This window comes from Halomonas daqiaonensis, from assembly GCF_900109725.1.
In the GTDB taxonomy this organism is placed as follows: Bacteria; Pseudomonadota; Gammaproteobacteria; order Pseudomonadales; family Halomonadaceae; genus Halomonas; species Halomonas daqiaonensis.
Genome location: NZ_FOBC01000013.1, coordinates 74,921 through 95,289, shown reverse-complemented (window position 1 = coordinate 95,289; position 20,369 = coordinate 74,921). Strand labels below are relative to the sequence as shown.

The following is a 20,369-nucleotide window of genomic DNA, read 5'->3' as shown; positions in this document are numbered from 1 at the left end:
CGGGCTCATGCCCCGCACAACAATCCGCTTGCCCGGATCTCCTCCAGGCGACCGCCCCCGATGCCGTTTACCTCGGTGAGTTCTCCCGGGGCCGCCCAGGGGCGCCCCTCCACGATCGCCTCGGCCCGGGCAGGCCCGACATGCGGCAAGTCCTCTAGCCGCGTGGCTGCGGCGGCGTTCAGGTCGATGCAGTACGGAGACGCGATGCTGGCCATCGCCCCCTCACCGTCGACATGCTGACGCGCAAGGCGGGCGCCATGGAGACCGAGGTAGACGGGGGCATGGTCGGAGACACGGTCACGCGACGCCTGGTGATCCAACGCCAGCAGCTGCGGAAAGCGCAGGGTGCCCCGGTCGCTAGGCTCCAGGTGGTCGGCGTCGTACCAGAGGTTGTCATACAGATTGGCGTACTCGCCGGCCGTGGTGGCCAGGGTCGAGCGTCCGTCGGTGATGGCGGGCATGACGCCAAACTCACGCAGTGCCGACCAGCCGTCATGATCCGGGGCGAGGTTGAAGTCCCCCATCAGCAGCCGTGGCGTCCCCTTGGCGATCTCGTCCAGCCACTGCCAGTAATCGGCCAGGGCCTCGATCTCCGGCAGCCGGTCACCGACGCTGTCACCGTAGACGATGTGCACCGTGGCCGCGGTGAACAGATCATCGGTCTCCACATCTCGAAAGCGCGCCGCATAGGGCTCACGGCTGAAGACATCGCCGGAATCCAGAAACACCACCGCGCCATCCTCGTAGGCGACCTCGCTCTCCCGCCACAGGAACGCGTAGTGCTCGGTGTAGGTGGAACGGCCCAGGTCGCGGCTGGCCATGGACGACCACGCCTCGCCGGAGAGGGCTTCCACCTCACGCTCCAGTCGCGCCAGGGCCGCGGTGTCCATCAGCTCCTGAATCGCCAGCAGATCGAAGTGGTTGGCCACGTGAGCCACCTGGCCGAACGCCTTGTCGTTGTTCCAGCCGAGGTGCTTGATGTTCCAGCTGCCGATGAGCACATCGGCCTGGACCAGCCCGGGGATCGCGACCATCAACGAGAGAAACCCGCGTGCGAGCATTCGTACCTCCTCATAAAAGAGCAGGCATGGTCGCCGCTGTGGGGCTCAGGATCAATCGAATCGCACAACCGCTGTCGGCGCTGGCTTACGGCAGCAACGTGACCGCCGAACTACGGTGGAGTGACATGGCCGGAGAACGATCATGGACGAGATCGAGATGATGCCGATCCCTGACGGCACCTGGATCATGGTCTGCCCCTGCGGGCAGAGCGAAGTCCGCGGACGCGGACTGAAGCCATCATGGCAGGCGTTCGAGGCAAAGATGCTGCCGGGGCGTCGCTACCGGGTCTGCTGCAAGGCCTGCGGACGCTGCCTGGAGGACCGGCTGATCTACGGGTCCAAGGGCTCCACCAGACTGGGGCCTTCCTGATCCGACCGATTGACCCGCGTTGACACCGGCCAGGCGGTCAATGCCTCGGCCTCCAGGTGATGCACCGCGGCGCGGATGGCATCGCGCTCGACCAGATCAGGATCCAGCCATGCCTCGAGGCTCTGGTCATCCAGCACCAGCGGCATGCGGTCGTGGATGTCACGAGCGATGCCCCGGGCCGGTTCGGTGATGATGGCGCAACAGGCGGTGTCGTCGTCGAGTGGCTCCCAGATCGCGCCCAGGAACAGCGGCTCGCGGTCCTGACGGGCAAAGAAGTAGGGCTGCTTGGCCCCTTCTCCTGGCAACCACTCATACCAGCCGCTTGCCGGGATCAGGCAGCGGTGCTTGTGAAAAGCCCCGCGGAAGTATTTTGAGCTGTTCAGCTTCTCGGCGCGGGCGTTGATCGGCTCGGGGCCGCTCGACCCGGCCCAGTGCGGGCGGTAGCCCCACCACACATCATCGAACAGCGGGTCACCGTCCGTCGAATAGCGGAGCACACCGGTGATCCAGGTGCCGGGGGCGATGTTGTAGCGCGGTTGCCAGCCCTCCGACGGTGGAGGCAGGCGGAGGGCTCGGGCGATGGAGGTGGGGTCGGAGAAGAGAGCGAATCGGCCGCACATAACGATGACTCCAGGGGCTGTCTCTTACAAGAGTTCAGGCGCCAACCGCGAAAGGCACAAGCAATCTACCGTCAGGGGGGCATATCGCATTCTACTAAGCCAGTCGGTAACGTGGCCCTATCCGGTCAAAGGGAAGTGACACCATGTCGAGCGAGCGGCCCTACCACGAGAATGCCAGACGCTTTTTCGACCAGTATCAGTCGATCGGCTTCGATCAGGTGCACCGTGACTGGATAGCGCACTTGCCGTCACATCCCGGGATGGCCTTGGACGTGGGTGCCGGCAGCGGACGTGACGCCAAGGCGTTGGCGGAGCGTGGTTGGCAGGTAGTGGCCGTGGAGCCGGCAGAAGGCCTGCGTCAGCTAGGACGCGGCCACACCCTTGGCAGCGATGTCATCTGGCTGGATGATCGTCTTCCTGCACTGACACAGGTAGGGGCCCTGTCACAGCGGTACTCGCTGATCCTTGTCTCAGCCGTCTGGATGCGCCTACGAGCCGATGAGCAGCAGCGTACTCTGCGTGTGCTCACCACCTTGCTGGCTCCGGGTGGCCTGATGGTCATCACCTGTCGGCAAGGGGATAGCGGCGATGAGCGTGAATTCTATGACGTCAGTCTGGCAGCGCTGGATCGCTGGGCCCAGGACCTCGCGCTCCTCCCGGTGGCCGCCTCTCAGAGTGGCGATCAGTTAGGTCGCGAGTCTGTTGCCTGGCAGCTCCGCGCCTATCGGCTACCGGATGATGGCACCGGCGCTCTGCCGGTGCTGCGCCATGTCATTGTCAACGACGACAAATCCTCGACCTATAAGCTAGCCCTGTTGCGCACCCTGGTCAGACTGGCCGATACCGCCCCTGGCATCGTGCTTTCTCGAGACGACGACTGGGTCACCCTTCCCCTCGGGGCCGTCGGGCTGTATTGGCTGTTGCTCTACCGCCCGCTGCTGCTGGACCATCGACTACGTCAATCACCGGGTTCCCGGGGCTACGGCTTCGCCAAGGAAGATTTTCATCGGCTTGGGCACCTCGCCCCCGGCGACATGCGTATCGGCAGCCCACTGGCTGACCCCGAGATGGCCGCCACAGTTCTCCGTGCCGTTCGTGATGCTTGCCAGACCATCGTGCGTATGCCGACGCACTACACCACCTGGCCAGGCAGCTCAGATCAGATCTTTGCAGGAGAGCGGAGAGGGGTGCGGATCGGCGACCAACCGGCGCGTCTGGACACGCAGACATTGGCTGGCTTTGGCGAGTTTCGGGTTCCCACCCTGCTGTGGGACTGCATGAGCCGCTACGCCTGCTGGCTGGAACCGGCGATCACCCATGAGTGGGTGCAGCTGATGCAAGGGTACAACGCGCAGGCCGACCTCGGGCTGCTACACAAGGCATTACGCTGGCCGGAAAGCCGCCGAGAGACGTTGCAGGTCCGGCAGCTGGTAGCAAGCCACCTGCAGGAGGCCAGGCGCCTGCATTGCGTATGGTCACATCAAGACCTGCACAGGCGCACCTACGCCATCGATCACTGCTTCCCATGGACTCGCTGGCAGAACAACGACCTGTGGAACCTCCTACCCGCTTCGGAGAAAGCCAATGCGGCAAAATCTGACCGGCTACCCTCCGCACGGCTGATGGAGACAGCCCGCTCAGACATTCTCGCTTGGTGGGAGGTACTGGAAGCGAAGCCGAGGATCGCCACACAATTCCGGGATGAAGTTCAGGCTTCACTGCCGTTGGTTACTCCGAACGCTTCGTTGGAGAGCCTGTTCGACAACGTGCTGCTCCAGCGTCAGCGGCTCAAGGCTAATCAACAGTTGGCCGAGTGGCATGGCCTCACGGGGTAGCGACTTCATTAGGGCATACGACCCGATGGATTCGTGCCGGCGATCAGCCAGGGCAATCGCATGAGCTGAATGATTCTCATCTTATCCGGTTCCAGCATCCGATCGAGTGCGGGGGTTAGGGTGCCGCCGGGGGCTGTAAACACATCTATGGGTGCTACTTTCGCCATCAATGGTGAAAAACTCCCGCTTTACCCTATCGTCGACGCACTGCAATTTGCCTTGAACGAGAATCTTTCTCTACGTGCGATTGCCCTGGACGACCAGCCTGATAGCCACTAGGGCCGGGCATTCCTTGATATCATGCCCCTCCAGATATCCTTCGCTCGCAGAAGAAATATTCAGGTCAATTTCTTCCGGCAAGGGACCAAATACGGCTTCAAAGTCCTTTCTGACTTCATCGGCAGCCTTTTCGACTGATCCAAATTTCGGCAGCTTGTCCCTGATCTGCTCTACGATCCTCTCGACTTGCTTTCCCGACATAGTTCAACGCTCCCTGCCTAGCGACTGCCATGATGATAAGGCTGATGCACATATCGTTATTGCTTTGTAATTGTAACCTCACAACTTAATCCTGGTTTGGACTGCGATCAAGCCAGCTACAGACCGGAAATCGAACACCAAGGGATCACGGTTCCTCAACGCGCTACCTCTGATTGCGCCACTCCCACGGCCGCTGCTGCAGCCCAGGTTCCACCCACACCCCCTGAGCTGCCTGGCGGGACTGACGCTCCGCCGACGGATAGCGGCCATCGTTGTAGTAGCGGTCATACACCGCCGCCTGAATCGGCACATCCTGAACAAACTTGAGCCCTGGAACTCAACTTTGACGCAGCATAAGGGGGGCGGCTTTCGACCTGATGGGGTCGATGACAAGCGTTAAAACCATTTTAGGTGGACTTACAGCCACTTCACAAAGCACTACTCAGAAGAGCTGGTTATGGGATCTACCAGCTCGGGCTCATCCTTCACCGGTCGATTGACCCGCTGGCTCACCGGCCAGTGCGTGATCAGATCCGCATCCAGATGATGCACCACACTGCGAATCGTCTCGCGGTCCGTCATGTCAGGGTCGAGCCAGGGCTCGAGGCTCTCGACATCCAGTGCCAGCGGCATGCGCGGGTGAATCTCCTTGGAGACACCACGGGCTGGCTCAGTGATGAGCGCGCAACCTGGCGTACCATCCGCTCGCTCGGTCCAGATCCCCGCCAGCCAGAGCGGCTCGTGATCCTCGCGTCATAGAAAATGCGGAAGTTTCTTGCCATCGACTGGCACCCACTCATACCACCCATCGGCCGGCACCAGGCAACGATGACGGGCGAACGCGCCCTTGAAATAGTTGGAGGTCGCCACCCTCTCGACGGTGGCGTTGATCGGCTGCGGCGCCTTGTCGTCGGCCCAGTGGGGGCCATAGCCCCACCGCAGCTCATCCAGGGTCAGCTGGCTGTCGGCGTCAGGTCGGCGCACTGCCGTGATGAAGGTGCCCGGCGCGACGTTATAGCACGGCGTCAGAAGCTGCTCAGGATCCGCTAGCGATAGTTTCAGAGAAGCCGAGAGCTTCGGGAAATCACTATAGAGGACAAAGCGACCACACATGGAACAAATCCTCTGGCGAGTTCGTGGTCGGTTGTCACCGCGGCGGCGCTGACTTACCGGTCCTGCCACTCACCATAGGTCAAGCCGCTATCTTCCGCCTTCCATGTGGTCCTGTCATTGACACTGCGACCTGGTACCATCACCTCGGCATCGCTGGGGCTGCAGATGCTCTGATCCTCGCTGAACACCCGGAATCAGTTACCAATCTCGACCAGCACCCCATTCTCGCAAAGCTGGTTGTAGAGGCTCTGATAGCCGCGTTCGGTGCCGACCCAGCTGTCCCGCGCCAGGGAGCACTTGAAGACGTAGAACTCGCCGTCGATCTCCTGGCCGGTGGCGCGGATGCCGTGCCGCGGCACCTCCAGGGTGAAACGGGGGATACCCCTGGCTCGGGAGCCAAAGTCGCTTCAGCCTCCCGCGAGGGAGGGCTTGCCTATTACCAAAGCCTCCGCCTGAAATATTCAAGGCGGAAGCTTTTAGTACTCGGTTGGTATCAGGGGAATATAAAATCCCCGTCAAGCGCTGAAGGGCCGTTTCAATTTTTAAACCCCTACCAGTTTAAGGGCTTACTTTGCTTGGCGAGCTTGCCGTATTCGCTGCACAACTCCGAAATCTCTATATCGCCGGCAAGATTGAGAGCGCATCGGGCCAGGGTAATGCCTTCATGTATGAAAAGGTCATAGCGCCGCGCCAGGTAATATTCAGCAGGTAACATGGCAGGAACCATGCCGAGCTCTTGACCCATTTCGCCGAGCACCCGCTGAACCATGGGCTTGTTTCGCTGCATATCGGCGACCTTAAGCAGTTGGCTGAAGGTCCACGGCGTGCGGTTTTCGCTATTGGCGCTCTGCTCCCAGTAATGAAGTGCCTGCTCGGGTTCGTCGAGCAGGCCATAGGCCTGCACCATGCGGTTTGATACCGTAACATTGCCCTCCAAGCTTGTTGGAAGAGGGCGTTCTTTTATGGCTTCTACCGCGGCGCGTAAGTCAGCACTTTCGTTGAATACAAGCGTATTCATGGCAAATAAGTAGTCTACCGAATCGAAGAACGGAGGGGGCGGCGAGGCGCGTTGACGCCGCTTTTGCGGTGGCTGTTCCCAGGCTTTCTCCAGTGCGGCCTCAAGGCGCATCTCCGGGGACAAGTAGATGCTCTCGCGCGAGCCCGTCAGCTGTGCAGTGCAGGCCTTTAAGTCGATATTCAGCTCACTAGTGCCCTGCTTGCCTGTGAGGCAATGTGCTTCTCCCTGTGACCGGTTGGCAATGACCTGTTCGCTGTACTCACCGAGGCGCCGGATCATCATCTTCAATCCGTCCTGTGAGTAACCCGCCTTGGCGAGCAGGTCAACTGCGAAAGCATCGGCCTTGATTTCATCCTCGGCGTTCCAGTGACGGTAGATGACTCCCTTGGCCGCTTCGTGGGCAGATTCGCCAATAAGGGCCGAGTAGCCGATCTTCTCGGAACTGTCGCTTGCCACGATGGCGCCAAGACGCAGAGTCGATGATACAGTTTCCTGCAGCCACGTCTTCGTCGAGTCACCTTCGAGGGCGTGACTCATCTCGTGCGCGATCATGGCCGCCACTTCATCTTCGGAATCGGCTTGGGCTAGTAAACCGGCGGAGATGACAATGGTTTTCGGCGAGACGATGTAACCCTCGTAGCCGCCGGAGGCATCTACCACGACTTGGCAATCGCAAGGGCTTCCATGTGCCAGTTCCAAACGCTCGCGGATCCCGTTCACATAGTTCAGCACCTCTTGGTCGAGTACCAGCGTCCGCTCCAACTGAAGGATCGTTTGGCTGTCACCAGTGGGTAGGGTCAGATTGACCGTTTTGAATTGGCGCTCGGGTTGCTGGATGGCCGCGCAGCCCGAGAGCGTGGTGGCGATGACGAGCATCGCTGCTAGGCGTTGTGTCAATCGCATGCTTCACCTGCCCCCCTGACACTGGCCGAACGGGAATCCGAGGCAATAGTGATGGGGGCAGTGTCACAGGCGCTGGTGACCAGGCGTTCGCCAACCACGACCACGTCAGCTCGGGCGATCTGGTACCGAGCTCCCCCGGCATTGAACTCCAAAAGGCGACCATCTTTACTCGCGTGTTTGGCTGTGACCGGCAGCTGTAGTCCATTGATCTCGCTGACCCGGTGCCACTCCTGACTGGTGACGGCTTGGGCTTCGGTAAAGCGTGCCCCCGGAATTTCGCTGATGCGCAGATCAGCCATCGCCGTAGCCGAGAAGGCCAAGCCGCACACGGTAATCAAAAGCTTGTTTTTCATGAGTTCCCTTACTGTTTATGTGTCTTATGTTGATATGCCGCTTCATTGCGGAGAACCACTTCTCGTAGTAGTGGAAGGATGGCGGCTAGCGACATCCAGCCCTCAGGCACGATGTGCAAGAGATGGTGAAATACCAGCTGCAGCAGAACTACAGCGCCCGCAATGGCAAACCACCAGAGCATTGCTGTTTTCAGCCCGGTATGATTTTCGTTTTCGTGTCGCCGGCGTGCCTGCCACATGAATCCCACCACGGCCATGCCCCAGATGCCGAAGCTCAGCTTGGTGAAATCGTGCAAGCGAAGGTAGTTGTCGCGCTGGTGCCACAAGTTCTCGAATGCCATGGCGTGAAAATGCACGCCTGGCAACGGTTCAAAGACCGGCGTCGGGTGAAAATCACCAGCGCTGGGAATGGATACACCAAGCATTACGCCATAGGGCTCGCCGGGAGCCACATCAGGGGGGACCAAGGCCTCCGGACCATTAGCCCGTAGATGCCTGAGCTTGAGCGTACGTATGGGGAAACAGATACGGTCGGGAGGCGGAGGAGGTTTGATATCAAAAAGGCCTTGCAGCACCGCTGTGTACACCCTTTCGACGATCAGTCCGCTTCGCTCAAATATACGTTCTGGCACGCAGGCAGGTCCGTTTCGGAGCCCCCAGCGAACCGAGATAGGGGGGGAGGTCGGGGCCAAGTAGGGACAGGCATCACTGCTAGCCTGACATAGGAGCTGGTACATGCGTGCGGCAGGAGTTGAGATGGGTTCTTCCCCATCTTTCAGGGGGGCGGCAAGCGGATAATAATCCCCTTGTTCTGACCAGGCGCTGGGGCTGAGGCTAGCTCCATCCAAGGCCTGTCGAGAGGCTGGCGAGATAGGCATATAATCGCCGCCCCCAGCCAAGTAAATGACGGGAAGATCGGGATAATCGGCTATTTCACTCAGCCTGGTGCCCAGAGTCCCTAAATCGCCACTGCTTGAACGTGGTTTCTCGAAAAAGATGTCATAGAAGATCGCGGTGGCTGGCTGGTCCTCCGGACCAAGTAGCCACGGCAGTAGTGCGCTATGGTCGACGTAGTCCAGCGGCCAGTCATCGCTTGCGAAAAAATCTTCAGCATGGGCGAGACGGATGTCCTCGTTATCGATGGTCACAACGGTGAGAGGCGGGGGGGACACGCCATCGAGGCGGACCTGAAAGTTGTGATACGCCTCGGATAGAGCGTTATCGGAACTGGAAGAAAGCCTGAAGGGGTCTCCGGCCAGCACCCAGACGCCTAGGACCAGGTAGGTCAAGAAGCGTACAGCAGAGAAATCCCATAGTACCTTCTTCCATCGCTGTGCCGGTTCAATGGATAGCGGCATCCTGTCGTCCCTAATGTGTCCTGAGTCGGTGGCTTTTCGGAGTTCTGGCAAAGCGCCATTCCAAGCACCAACCACGATGCCTCGCTCCCCAAAATTTCGTGTTCCTCCCACATTATCGGCAACGGTATATTGATCTTGAGGATCAATTGCGTATTCCGCGCCATCGTGACATCGCTCTCCCTCCACAGGAACGCGTAGTGCTCGGTGTAGGTGGAGCGGCCCAGGTCACGACTGGCCATGGATGACTACGCCTCGCCGGAGAGGGCTTCCACCTCGCGCTCTAGTCGCGCCAGGGCCGAGGTGTCCATCAGCTCCTGAACCGCCAGCAAATCGAAGTGGTTGGCTACGTGAGCCACCTGGCCGAACGCCTTGTCGTTGTTCCAGCCGAGATGCTTGATGTTCCAGCTGCCGATCAGCACATCGGCCTGGACAAGCCCCGGGATCGCGACCATCAACGAGAGAAACCCGCGTGCGAGCATTCGTACTTCCTCATAAAAGAGCAGGCATGATCGCCGCTGTGGGGCTCAGGATCAATCGAATCGCACAACCGCTGTCGGCGCTGACTTACGGCGGCAAGATGACCGCCGGACTACGGTGGAGTGACAGGACGGGAGAACGATCATGGGCGAGATCGAGATGATGCCGGTCCCCGATGGCACCTAGCGCATGGTATGCCCCTGTGGACAGACCGAAGTCTTCGGTCGCGGCGTGAAGCCGTGGCAAGCGTTCGAGGCAACGATGCTGCCGGATCGTCGCTATCGGGTCTGCTGCAAGGCCTGCGGACGCTGCATGGAACACCGGCTGATCTACGGGGCCAAGGGCACCAGACTGGGGCCTTCCTGATCCGACCGGTTGACACGCGTCGACACCGGTTAGGCGGTCAATGCCTCGGCCTCCAGATGATGCACCGCGGCGCGGATGGCATCGCGCTCGACCAGATCAGGATCCAGCCATGCCTCGAGGCTCTGGTCATCCAGCACCAGTGGCATGCGGTTGTGGATATCACTGGCGATCCCTCGGGCAGGCTCGGTGATGATGGCGCAACAAGCGGTGTCGTCATCGAGTGGCTCCCAGATCGCGCCCAGGAACAGCGGCTCACGGTCCTGACGGGCAAAAAAGTAGGCTGCTTTCACCTTCTCCTGGCAACCACTCGTACTAAGCATCGCCCTGAGATATTCGACCCTGCGACGAACTCTTCGGAGGGGTTCGTGGTGGGAATTTTTCTAACCGAGCTCTATACCAGCATGAACGGCTCGATGTCGCGGAAGATACCGGTCTTGGTCATATCCCGACGCAGGGTGAAGGCCTCCATGGCCGCGACCGGGTCGACCTGATCCAGCTTATCGAAGTGGATCTTTCCCCACTGCGTGCGGGTGATCTTAACGCTGAACAGGTACTGGTCGCGCTCGCCGCCAGTGGCAGGGTCAGTGACCTGGCGATAGCCGGAAATGCGTGCCTCCTGTACAGCGGGCAGGCGGGCGAATACAGCGCCTAGCACACGGAAGGCGATGCCATGTACATGATCTCGGTAGAGCTTGCGCTGCCGAGTGTCACTGAGCTTCCGAGGGGTGAGCTTCTCCTGCTTGGCCGGCAGGGTCCAGTAGCGGTCGGGCATCTCCTCTTCGCCAGGGAGATCGATGTCCATGGCAATGGTGCTGACGTCGCTGCCGAGGTCGAAGTCAATGGCGGTTTCACGAGGCCAGTCGATTTCTTCCAGACGCTCACGCAGGGTCTGCTCCATAGCGTCCGGGTCATGCCACACCTTCTCGGCCTCCCGGTGCTGGCGAGCAAACTCCGCGGCATCATGCTCGGCCTTGCGCCATTCCCAATCGCGGTAGGCCTCGTCGAAAGCCGCCTGCCGGCGGCGATTCTCGTCCTCCAGGCGACGTTTGGCTGGTGGCAACAGAAAGTGCCACCATGCTGACTGCTGTTGTTGCGGAGAAGGCGGCGGAGTTTCGGTGAAGTCCTGCGTGATGTAGCCATTCTTGCCCGGATGAGGCGTTTCCTCGTGCAACTGGCCTAGCCGGTCAAGATTCGCGTTGAGGCGCTCACAGTGGAGCTCCAATTGCTCGCGAAGCGACTCCCTGGCAAGACGCCGCAGCACGCGGGCCTCGTCATCGCTCATCGGCATGCCATCGCCATGGAAGTATTGAATGCTGCCTTCTGCTTCGATTTCGAGCTGGACGGGGAAGGATTCGACATCTGCTAGTAGCGTATCAAGAGCGGCAGCGGGTCTGGAACGACCGCCGGCAGCAACGGATCGATCATCACCGCGGCGAGATCGTGTATTCAGCTTCTGCCGATAGGCAAGACCGGTGCCGGGAATCCCGGCATGGCCATGCACGCCGCTCGGCCCCACGCTAAGGCTGGCTCCCCTCGGGCCGACCGAGAGACCGAGGCCCCGCTTGCTAAGGTTGAGCCGAATGCCCGGTGCGAGCGTGATACGACGTTGGAAACGGAAGCCCACGGCGACCTCTCTTGTCGGTAGATGCAGACAGCCTCTCATTCTGCACCGTCAGGCGAGCCTTACTGAAGAGAGCGCAGGAAAAGCTACGCGAGTAAAAGTCCCCAGCCGCCGCCAAAAACCACGACGTTTCGCGACCTCTTCCCCCTAGCTGAGGGGATAACGCGAGTAAAGGCCCCCAGCCAGCGCGGGGAACCACGCCATTTCGCGAGTTCCAGTACTCAGCCGCGTTGGTTTCGAGAGTGAAAGCCCCCAGCTACCTGTTGAGGCATCACTGAACAAGTGCCGAAAGTGCTGGTTGACGGTGAGGGTCATGTACAGGGTTTCCCTAGGCGCGGTGAACCGACAGTTTCGTACAGCTGAGTTGATCGACCCCTTCTCATCAAATTGGGGAACGGAAGGCCACGCCCGATTGGCTAGAGGTGGCAGCATCGGTAACGATCGCTAACCCGTCATGCGATGATCAAACCATGGCAGCACCTCTGACACAGCCGTCAAGTGGAGGGTTTCTCCACCTAACGAATTGGTCAGGAATGCCGCTCAACTTCGAAGCATCTATTCAATAATGTGTTTCATTCGCATTTCAGAACGAATTAGCAACTACCGCTTTAAATCTATTTCCAAGACGAGCGAGAGATGAATTTATCCCTGCGAGCCCGATGAATTCTCAGCTTCGAAAAATGGGGGTACATGAGGGGGTACAATATAAAATCACTTTTTATTTTCTCTTTGAAAACAATAAATTAAAGTAGCTTTTAGCGGGACGCCGCCTCCACCACACAAGGGTTTCAGGAGGTTCCACAACACTTCAGAAACCGCATGAACAGGGGCCTCCGGGCCCCTTTCTTGTTAGAGGGCCAAACATCCTGGCCGCACGGTCGAAGCGCTCCGTGGTTTGGCCTAGACCGAAACACCTAGATAGCGCCCCAGAGTGGCTTCATTGGACATCGACTCTCCGTCGGCTGTCTCGTGGACTATCCTGCCTTCCGACATAAAATAGGCTCGATCAGCCGCCATCACTGCAGCCTTGACGTTCTGCTCGATCAGTAGCACGGCAACGCCCTCGCGGCTGAGCTCTTTCAGGCTCGTGGCGACATCCTCGACCACCGCCGGCGCGAGCCCTTCGGTAGGCTCGTCCAGTATCAGGCAGCCCGGGTTGGTGACCAGCGCCCGACCGATGGCCAGCATCGAGCGCTCGCCACCGGAGATCTGATCCGCGTACGCTCGACGTCGCTGCCCCAACGAGGGAAACAGCTCGAAAACGCGGCTTGGCGACCAGCGCTGCCCGGTAGGCCCCTTGCGGGCGTTCAGCTGAAGGTGTTCATCGACGCTGAGCGAGGGGAACAATCGCCGTCCTTGGGGTACATAACCTACCCCCAGGTGCGCGATACGGTGCGGTGACCAGCCGAGAACCTGCTGGCCAAGCAGTTCCACCGAACCTCGTGTCTGCGGCGGGTTAAGCCCCATCAAAGCTCTCGCCAGGGTGGTCTTGCCCACACCGTTGCGTCCCATTATTGCGACGCACTCCTTGCCGACACTGAAATTGAGGTCCTGTAGTGCCTGGCCGAGGCCATAATGAGCTTCAAGGCGCTCGACGCGTATCAATGTTTCATCCATTAGCACGCCCCAAGTAAATATCGCGCACGCCCTCATGGGCGGCAATTTCATCAGGACTGCCTTCGGCGAACATTTCACCTTGGTGCAGCACGGAAATACGGTCGCTGAGTGCCAGTACCATCTCCATATCGTGTTCGATCATCAGCAAGGTCACCTCCTGTGGCAGATCTTGCAGGATGCCCTGCAGCACCTGGCGCTCGGCATGGGAAAGCCCGGCAGCGGGCTCATCGAGCAGCAGCAACCTCGGCTTGCACGCCATTACCATGGCAAGCTCCAACTGTCGCAGGGTGCCATAGGAGAGGTTGGCCACCGCCTCGTCTAGTACCGGCGTCAGCCCCAGTTGATCGGCGGTATCCAACAAGTCGTCGTCGAGTCGAGACTGCCAGGGCTGCCAAAGCGAAGGCAGGCGACCATCCCCCCGCGTCAGCGCCAGGTTTTCCCTTACCGTGACAGAGGGAACCAGCGTCGACACCTGGTAGGTGCGACCGAGTCCTTTGAGGGTACGCTGGATGACCGAATCCGCAGTGATCTCGTCGCCAAAGAACCGTATCGCTCCGCGGTCGGGTTTGAGCTCGCCGGCAATCATGTTGAACAGCGTGGTCTTCCCGGCGCCGTTGATACCGATCAGCCCACGCCGCTCACCGGGTGCCACGTTCAGGTGAACGTCACTGGCCACCATCAGCGAGCCGAAGGACTTGGCCAGGCCGGCGACCTCCAGCGCCGGCGCAGAGCTCATCGATGGCTGTGTTTCAGTCATAGTAGGGATCCGAACAGTCACTCGGGGGGAAGTCGCGGCTGTCGGGATCCCCGGCCAGATACTCCTCGGCATCGAAGGGTCCGAACTGGCTAACGTTCTCGTAGGTTTCGATCGGGACATTGACCAAGCGACCGTCGACTTCCTGAACCTCGTTAACGTAGATGTTTTGCACCGGGTTGCCGTACTCGTCGAGATGGAAGGGGCCACGCGGCGCATCAGGCATTTCGGTCTCTCGCAGAGCGGCAATCACCGCGTCACGGTCATCACCGTTGGCACTCTCGAAGGCGTTCACAGCCATCTTGAAGGCCACATAGCCGTGCTCGGCCGGCGCCAGCGGCACGACCTCCTCGCCATGCATGGCCATGAAGGCATCACGGAAGGCCAGGAAGGTGTCGGTCTCGAGGCCTTCGGCATATTGCAGCGCCGAGAGCCCGCCGATGGCTCGCTCGCCCATCTCTGGCAGGTTGCCCACGGCGAAGAAGTTCGAACCGCCCAGCAGCGGCATGCGCGCGTCGATACCGAAGTCGTGGTACTGCTGGAAGAATGCCAGGCCGTCGCTGCCTGCACCGTTATAGAGCACCGCATCGCCATCAGGTAGCGTCGCCAGGATCGAGCTGTAGTCCGAGGTACCGGTAGGGTGCCAGATACGTTCGACGGACTCGCCGCCGGCGCGACAGAACGTCTTCATGAAGCCGCCTGCCTGGTTATAGGGGAAAGAATAATCTTGCCCCACCATGACGATCCGCTTGTGACCGAGCTCCTTGGCTACATATTCGCCAAAGGCAAACATCGGCTGTGCTCCCGTCCAGCCGGCACGCACCACGTTCTCGGTGCGATCGCGCATGGTGATGTCCTCCGGCGCCGAGTAGGAGATCACCATCGGCATGCCTGAGCTCTTGGCCCACTCCAACCCAGCCAGGCCAGTACCACCCAGCACCGGCCCGACCACCAGGTCGATATCATCGCGAGACTCCATGGCCCGCAGGCGGTCCACCGTGGTCTCGGCATCGCCCTGGGAGTCGTAGAACTCGACCTCCAGGTTGAGCTCGGCGAGGCGTTCGGCAAGTTCTTCCTTGGCCAGCTCCACGCCCATGCGCTGCTGCTCGCCAAAGAAGGAGAACACCCCGGTGGTGGGGCCGATCACACCGACACGAATAGTGTCGTCAGCCTGGAGATGGACGGTGGCGCCCAGCGACATGGCCGACATACCGCCTATGATGAGTTTCTTGGCGTACTTCATGGCTCTTTTCCTCGTGTTGTTGTCGTTACGGAAGCCTGTGGCTTCGACTTGCGCTTAAAATGCTGCTCGAACACATCCGCCAGCCCACGTGGCATCAGCAGAATCGAGAGCAGCAGAACCAGACCGATCACCATCATGTGTCGGTCGGTGTACTGGGCAACCAGGGTCTCCAGGGCAATCAGAACGGCCACTCCCAAGGCGGGCCCCAGCAGGCTGCGATAGCCTCCCAGGACGGCGGCGGTCAGCACCCATACGGCATGCCCCAGCCCCAGCGGCGATGGGGACATGATGCCCATGTCGTAGACAAGGAAGACGCCCGCCACACCGGCAATGACGCCAGCCAGCACGAAGGCAGTGAAGCGAGCCAGATATACGGGGTGACCCAAGGCCCGCATGCGCTGTTCGTTCTCCTGGATACCCAGAAGCAGCAGCCCGAAAGGCGAGCGGTAGAGCCGCCATACGGCAAGAAAGATCGCCACTGTGACTGTCGCGATCAGGCCGTAGAAGACATGGGTGTCGTTGAGGTCGAGGCCGCCGTATACCGGCATGCGCACCCCTGCAATGCCGTTATAGCCGCCGGTGACATCGACCCATTGGAACGACAGCGCCCAGACCATCTGGCCTAGCGCCAGCGTCAGCATCAGGAAGCTCACTTGGCGTGAACGCAGGGTCAGCAAGCCGAAGATGACGGCGCTGAGTGTGGTGAAAAGCAGTGCCAGTAGGATGACCAGCGGAAAGGGCAAGCCGAAGCGTACTCCCAGAATGGCAATGGTGTAGCCACTGATGCCGGCGAAGGTAGTCTGGCACAGCGAAAACCAGCCCAATCGGCCTGCCAGTAGCGAGAAGCTCAGTGCAGCCAGGGCGTAGATCATCGCCCGGTTGGCTTGGGAAACCGCATAGTCGCCCATCAGCAACGGCCATGCCACGAGGGCAGCGAGAATCAGGATTATCAACAGGTGTTCGCGTTTCATGTGGCTCTCCCGAACAGTCCCTGGGGGCGAAAGACCAGAATCAACGTCATCGGAAGAAACAGGAAGAACAGTGCAAACTGAGGCAGGTAACCGGTGGCGAAGCTCGATACCATACCGGTAATGAGCGCACCCACGGCCGCTCCCTTGAGCGAGCCCATGCCACCGATGATTATCACTACCAGCGAGAGCATCAGGACTCGCACATCTAGCCCTTGGTTCAGCGCCATATAGGAAGTGCCAATCACGCCGGAAATGCCCGCAAGGAAGCTGGCGACGGCGAAGACACCACCGAACAGCAGAGGGACGTTGATGCCCTGTGCCATGGCCGTTTCGCGATCGTCGACGCCGGCACGGATGGCCGCCCCGATGCGGGTATAGGTCATCACCAGCCACAGGGCGACGCCCAGCAGCACGGCAAAGACCATAATCAATACGCGGAAAAACGGGTACATCATGACACCAAGGTCTACAGGTGCCCGCAGTTGACGAGTTAGCGGCAGGGTCACCGGCTGTCCGCCGTAGACCACCAGCAGGGCGTCGGCGATGATCAGCCCCACGGCGATGGTTAGCAGCGCCTCTGATAGGTCCAGGCCGCGCACCCGCTGCAAGAGGAAACGCTCCATGAGCAGCCCACCCACTAGAGCGATACCGCCACCGGCCAGCAGTCCCAGCGTCAGGCTGTCAGTGCCGTGGATCACCTGCACACCAAAGTAGCCTCCCAGCAGGTAGAAGGCACCATGAGCCAGGTTGACCACCCGCATCAGGCCGAAAGCCAGAGTCAGGCCGCTGGCCATGATGAACAGCAGGGCTGCCATGGTCAGGCCATTGAGCGTCAGGAAGTAGAAAGTGCTCATTGCTACACCTCCCACTTGGTCGAGCATGGCGTTGCCGATACCGGCATGTTGTTGTTATCGAAGCACATGGTGGTTCAGCCTCGGCGTATGTTCTTGAAGGCCTGCGTCTGTTTGGTCAGGGCACGTTCAGTGGGCAGTCGCTCCATGCTCGAAGCGCCATAGAAACCGTGGCACCCGGGACAATGGGCGAGCACGTATTCAGCATCTTCGGGGTCAGCTATGGGGCCCCCGTGGCAGAGCACAATGATGTCGTCACGCACGGCTCTAGCCGCCGCCGCCCAGTCATTGATGGCCTGCACACAGTCGTCCAGGCTCATGGCGGTCTCGGCACCGATGCTTCCCCCAGTGGTCAGCCCCATGTGGCAAACGATGATGTCGGCGCCGGCCTCCGTCATGGCGCGGGCATCTTCGGTGTTGAAGACATAGGGGGTGGTAAGTAGCCCCGCCTCGCGCGCTAACCGGATCATCTCCACTTCCTGGGCATAGCTCATGCCGGTCTCTTCCAGATTGGCGCGGAAAGTACCGTCGATCAGGCCCACGGTGGGGAAGTTCTGAACCCCGGCGAACCCCATCGCCTTGAGCTCAGCCAGAAAGGGCTCCATGAAAATGAAGGGATCGGTGCCACAGACACCCGCCAGCACCGGGGTCTTCTGGGTGACCGGCAATACCTCTCGCGCCATTTCCTTGACGATCTCATTGGCATTGCCATAAGGCATGATCCCAGCCAGCGAGCCTCGCCCAGCCATGCGATAGCGGCCCGAGTTGTAGATCACGATCAGGTCGATCCCTCCGGCTTCCTCACATTTGGCCGACAGCCCGGTGCCCGCACCTCCACCCACGATAGGCTCGCCTCGTGCCACCATGGCCTGGAAGTGATCCATCAATTCCTCTCGATTCCATTTTTTCAATTGGGGCTCCTTAGCTAAGTAGTCATGACGTCCCGAAAATGCTCGACCAAGGCGGCGGCAAATTCAGGGTCGTTGATGTTGAAGGGGTAGCGAATCAGCTGCCGTTGTGAAGTCTGCTCGACGGTTGCTTCCAGCGCCTCGAACAGCGCTGCGTCGGCCTCAGGGTCGTGGAAGATCTGTCCAGGGGCGTCAAGCGCCGATACGCCTCCTTCGGGGAGAAGAAAGCGCACAGGCCCGCGGCTTTGATTGAGCTTCTCACCGATCCAACGCCCCATGCGGGCATTCTCTTCGGCGGTGGTGCGCATCAGCGTTATCTGCGGGTTGTGCTCGTACAGCAATCGCTGACGGTAGCGCTCGGGAAGTGTCTCGCGGCCAGCGAAATTAACCATATCCAGCGCCCCGCATGAGCCGACATAGGGCAGCGTGCGCTGAGCGAGAATATCCAGTCGCTGCTCGCCGGCACTGAACACCCCACCCATCATCAAGTCGGAGACCTCCGTGGTGGTGACATCGAGCAAGCCTTCTATCATGCCGCTGTTGGCGAGCTTCTCCAGCGAGCGCCCCCCAGTGCCGGTTGCGTGGAAGATCAGACAGTCATAGTCACTCTCCAGGGCGGCACTAAGCTGATTGACACACTCCGTGGTCACGCCAAACATGCTAAGGCCGATGGCCGGCTTGTCTTCGGCGACGTCGGGCACCTGGCCCTGCAGCATTCCGGCCAGGGCGTGAGCGGCATTGCCCAACACCCGACGCGAGATACGGTTGAGGCCGGCCACGTCCGTCACCGAGTAGAGCATGGCAATGTCGCTGGGACCGACGTAGGAGGCGACATTGCCGGACGCAATGGTCGAGACCAGCAACTTGGGCACGCCGATGTCCAACTCACGAAGTGCCGGGGCGATCAATGCGGTGCCGCCAGAGCCACCGATCCCCAGCACCCCACCGATATCTCGACGTGTCGGCAGCCAATGGCGAAGGGCTTCGGCCATGGCTGCTACCGCGCGACCGCGGTCATTGACGAAGACGGCAGAGCCACCCTGCGGGTGGCAGGCGGCCACTTCGGCAGCAGTCACGTCGGCAGCCCCCTGGTCGTTACCTCGTGTCCCCACATCGACGATACGGCTGGAGACCCCCGCGGCGGCCAGCAGCTCGTGCATATAGAGCAGCTCGGCAGCCTTGGTATCACATGTGCCTATTAAATAAGCGATGGATTGCATGGCATATCTCCTAGCGGCCGGACTCGATCGCACCATCGAAGGCCAAGCTGAAGGTGACGGTCAGCACGCCGATTCCCACCACATCATCAGAAAAGGCGCTGCTTGCCATGAGGCCGGACACGGTACCCAAGTCGAGTGCGACGGACGACACGGCACCGGTTTCCACAGGGAGTTAGCTAGCATTTTATTTTCCTGAGCTCCATTGAAGCCGTTGTTAGCGTTAGAGTTGGCATTGGCAGGCCGTTTGCTGTTGTCCGCGGCTGTCATCAGTAAGGGCCAAAATGAGAGATCGCGCCATGGCGTCAGAGCACAACCACCTATCTGAAACCCACATAGTTGGAGATGACACCCATCAGTGGATCGTGCGCGTGGACGACTGCCCAGCGCTGCAAAAGCGGCACATCTCCCACGTGGGCGTCGGTGATGCCGCGGTACCCTACCGCATAGTGCGCACACGGCTCAGTGGCGCCTATATCCACGGTTCCCTAGGGGGCGAAGGGCGAATGTTGCTCGACGGAGGCTGGTGCACCATGCGCCGCAACATGATGTCGTTCGCCCCGGCTCACGGCCTGCACGCCTTCCATGCCATACCTGACAGCCGCTGGCAGTACTGCTGGGTGCGCTATCTACCGAGTGCACCGCGCTCGGTGGTGGGAACCATCGCACCGATCATGCAGCACTTCGATCCCGAGCCTCTGAAGCACGCCATCCTCGGGCTCTACAGCGAGGTGTTTCACGGCGATGCCGATGCCGCCAGTTGCGAGATGTGGGGAGATACCATCGAGCGCTATATCTCACGATTCGCTGACCCCTGGCGTCGGGATTTGCGCATCGTGGCTGTGTTCGACGCGGTGATCCCGACCCTGGAGAAGTATTGGACTATCGAGGAGATGGCCGAGATTGCTCACGTCAGCAGCGAGCATCTGCGTCGCATCAGCCGCAAAGTATTTGGCCGTAGCCCCATGCAGCAGTTGACCCAGTTGCGTATGCAACACGCCGCCCACCTACTGGCCACGAGCAATCTGACGGTGGAAGAGATTGCGGTACGGGTCGGCTACCAGAGTCCATTCGCCTTCTCCAAGACCTTCAAGCGTATGAAGGGCGTCTCACCCTCGCACTTTCGCCACCATTCACGAGAGTGACAGCGGGCTGGGCACCGACACAGGCCAGCAAGGCATCAGCGTTGGCGATCCAGTGCCCACAGGCCAGTTTGAAGCTTGGTAACATTGG

Annotated in this window: 21 protein-coding genes and 2 pseudogenes; 3 read left to right on the top strand and 20 right to left on the bottom strand. The window is 60.2% G+C overall.

Going from position 1 to position 20,369, the window contains the following annotated elements; all coding sequences use genetic code 11:
- Nucleotides 1–5: 5 nt before the first annotated feature.
- Nucleotides 6–1,061, bottom strand: coding sequence for a helix-hairpin-helix domain-containing protein (locus BMY30_RS11725; RefSeq protein ID WP_089713874.1), 1,056 nt, complete (start codon nucleotides 1,059–1,061; stop codon nucleotides 6–8).
- A 142-nt stretch (nucleotides 1,062–1,203) separates the two neighbouring features.
- Here BMY30_RS11725 and BMY30_RS11720 point away from each other — a divergent pair, with 142 nt between their 5' ends.
- A complete protein-coding gene (locus BMY30_RS11720) occupies nucleotides 1,204–1,431 on the top strand; it encodes a hypothetical protein (protein ID WP_089713871.1) in 228 nt (75 codons plus the stop codon).
- On the opposite strand, the gene BMY30_RS11715 is transcribed toward BMY30_RS11720, so the two are convergent.
- Entirely contained in the window at nucleotides 1,392–2,051 is a 660-nt protein-coding gene (locus BMY30_RS11715) for an SOS response-associated peptidase (protein ID WP_089713870.1), read from the bottom strand. The genes BMY30_RS11720 and BMY30_RS11715 overlap by 40 nt on opposite strands.
- A gap of 143 nt (nucleotides 2,052–2,194) precedes the next feature.
- On the opposite strand from BMY30_RS11715, the gene BMY30_RS11710 reads away from it, so the two are divergent.
- The gene (locus tag BMY30_RS11710) at nucleotides 2,195–3,886 is read left to right on the top strand and encodes a class I SAM-dependent methyltransferase (protein WP_089713868.1); all 1,692 of its coding nucleotides are present in this window, start codon (nucleotides 2,195–2,197) and stop codon (nucleotides 3,884–3,886) included.
- 237 nt (nucleotides 3,887–4,123) lie between these two features.
- Here BMY30_RS11710 and BMY30_RS11705 read toward each other — a convergent pair whose 3' ends face one another.
- From BMY30_RS11705 to BMY30_RS17865, 18 genes and pseudogenes are all read right to left on the bottom strand, one after another.
- Nucleotides 4,124–4,366, bottom strand: a complete 243-nt coding sequence (locus tag BMY30_RS11705) for a hypothetical protein (RefSeq protein WP_089713866.1) — start codon at nucleotides 4,364–4,366, stop codon at nucleotides 4,124–4,126.
- 438 nt (nucleotides 4,367–4,804) lie between these two features.
- Nucleotides 4,805–5,479: pseudogene (locus BMY30_RS11700) on the bottom strand (SOS response-associated peptidase).
- A gap of 194 nt (nucleotides 5,480–5,673) precedes the next feature.
- Nucleotides 5,674–5,838, bottom strand: coding sequence for a hypothetical protein (locus BMY30_RS17870; RefSeq protein WP_170840130.1), 165 nt, complete (start codon nucleotides 5,836–5,838; stop codon nucleotides 5,674–5,676).
- Nucleotides 5,839–6,029: 191 nt separating this feature from the next.
- The gene (locus BMY30_RS11695; protein ID WP_089713863.1) at nucleotides 6,030–7,400 is read right to left on the bottom strand and encodes a M48 family metalloprotease; all 1,371 of its coding nucleotides are present in this window, start codon (nucleotides 7,398–7,400) and stop codon (nucleotides 6,030–6,032) included.
- Nucleotides 7,391–7,753, bottom strand: a complete 363-nt coding sequence (locus BMY30_RS11690; protein ID WP_089713861.1) for a hypothetical protein — start codon at nucleotides 7,751–7,753, stop codon at nucleotides 7,391–7,393. The genes BMY30_RS11695 and BMY30_RS11690 overlap by 10 nt, the downstream gene beginning before the upstream one ends.
- 8 nt (nucleotides 7,754–7,761) lie before the next feature.
- Nucleotides 7,762–9,111 carry a CHASE2 domain-containing protein gene (locus BMY30_RS11685; RefSeq protein WP_089713859.1) on the bottom strand — a complete coding sequence of 450 codons (1,350 nt, stop codon included), beginning with the start codon at nucleotides 9,109–9,111 and terminating at the stop codon, nucleotides 7,762–7,764.
- A 245-nt stretch (nucleotides 9,112–9,356) separates the two neighbouring features.
- Complete coding sequence (locus tag BMY30_RS11680; RefSeq protein WP_089713856.1) at nucleotides 9,357–9,590, bottom strand: exonuclease/endonuclease/phosphatase family protein; 234 nt, start codon at nucleotides 9,588–9,590, stop codon at nucleotides 9,357–9,359.
- 393 nt (nucleotides 9,591–9,983) lie between these two features.
- On the bottom strand, nucleotides 9,984–10,244 hold the full coding sequence (locus BMY30_RS11675) for an SOS response-associated peptidase family protein (protein WP_170840129.1): 261 nt from the start codon (nucleotides 10,242–10,244) through the stop codon (nucleotides 9,984–9,986).
- A 101-nt stretch (nucleotides 10,245–10,345) separates the two neighbouring features.
- Nucleotides 10,346–11,242, bottom strand: coding sequence for a DUF4236 domain-containing protein (locus BMY30_RS11670; RefSeq protein WP_244516193.1), 897 nt, complete (start codon nucleotides 11,240–11,242; stop codon nucleotides 10,346–10,348).
- A gap of 180 nt (nucleotides 11,243–11,422) precedes the next feature.
- Nucleotides 11,423–11,617, bottom strand: a pseudogene (locus BMY30_RS18180) (DUF4236 domain-containing protein); the annotation flags it as partial.
- 858 nt (nucleotides 11,618–12,475) lie between these two features.
- Nucleotides 12,476–13,192, bottom strand: coding sequence for an ABC transporter ATP-binding protein (locus BMY30_RS11665; protein ID WP_211607316.1), 717 nt, complete (start codon nucleotides 13,190–13,192; stop codon nucleotides 12,476–12,478).
- Entirely contained in the window at nucleotides 13,185–13,949 is a 765-nt protein-coding gene (locus BMY30_RS11660; protein WP_211607314.1) for an ABC transporter ATP-binding protein, read from the bottom strand. The genes BMY30_RS11665 and BMY30_RS11660 overlap by 8 nt, the downstream gene beginning before the upstream one ends.
- The gene (locus tag BMY30_RS11655) at nucleotides 13,942–15,189 is read right to left on the bottom strand and encodes an ABC transporter substrate-binding protein (protein WP_089713848.1); all 1,248 of its coding nucleotides are present in this window, start codon (nucleotides 15,187–15,189) and stop codon (nucleotides 13,942–13,944) included. The genes BMY30_RS11660 and BMY30_RS11655 overlap by 8 nt, the downstream gene beginning before the upstream one ends.
- Nucleotides 15,186–16,160 (bottom strand): branched-chain amino acid ABC transporter permease, encoded by a 975-nt coding sequence (locus BMY30_RS11650; RefSeq protein ID WP_089713846.1) that lies wholly within the window; start codon nucleotides 16,158–16,160, stop codon nucleotides 15,186–15,188. Before BMY30_RS11650 ends, BMY30_RS11655 begins: the two co-directional genes overlap by 4 nt.
- Nucleotides 16,157–17,014, bottom strand: a complete 858-nt coding sequence (locus BMY30_RS11645; protein WP_170840128.1) for a branched-chain amino acid ABC transporter permease — start codon at nucleotides 17,012–17,014, stop codon at nucleotides 16,157–16,159. Before BMY30_RS11645 ends, BMY30_RS11650 begins: the two co-directional genes overlap by 4 nt.
- Nucleotides 17,015–17,088: 74 nt before the next feature.
- On the bottom strand, nucleotides 17,089–17,922 hold the full coding sequence (locus tag BMY30_RS11640) for a phosphoenolpyruvate hydrolase family protein (RefSeq protein ID WP_211607312.1): 834 nt from the start codon (nucleotides 17,920–17,922) through the stop codon (nucleotides 17,089–17,091).
- Between the two features lie 14 nt (nucleotides 17,923–17,936).
- Complete coding sequence (locus tag BMY30_RS11635) at nucleotides 17,937–19,139, bottom strand: Tm-1-like ATP-binding domain-containing protein (RefSeq protein WP_089713838.1); 1,203 nt, start codon at nucleotides 19,137–19,139, stop codon at nucleotides 17,937–17,939.
- A 10-nt stretch (nucleotides 19,140–19,149) separates the two neighbouring features.
- The gene (locus BMY30_RS17865; RefSeq protein WP_170840127.1) at nucleotides 19,150–19,290 is read right to left on the bottom strand and encodes a hypothetical protein; all 141 of its coding nucleotides are present in this window, start codon (nucleotides 19,288–19,290) and stop codon (nucleotides 19,150–19,152) included.
- A 217-nt stretch (nucleotides 19,291–19,507) separates the two neighbouring features.
- On the opposite strand from BMY30_RS17865, the gene BMY30_RS11630 reads away from it, so the two are divergent.
- Nucleotides 19,508–20,281 carry a helix-turn-helix transcriptional regulator gene (locus tag BMY30_RS11630; RefSeq protein ID WP_244516191.1) on the top strand — a complete coding sequence of 258 codons (774 nt, stop codon included), beginning with the start codon at nucleotides 19,508–19,510 and terminating at the stop codon, nucleotides 20,279–20,281.
- Nucleotides 20,282–20,369: the final 88 nt, after the last annotated feature.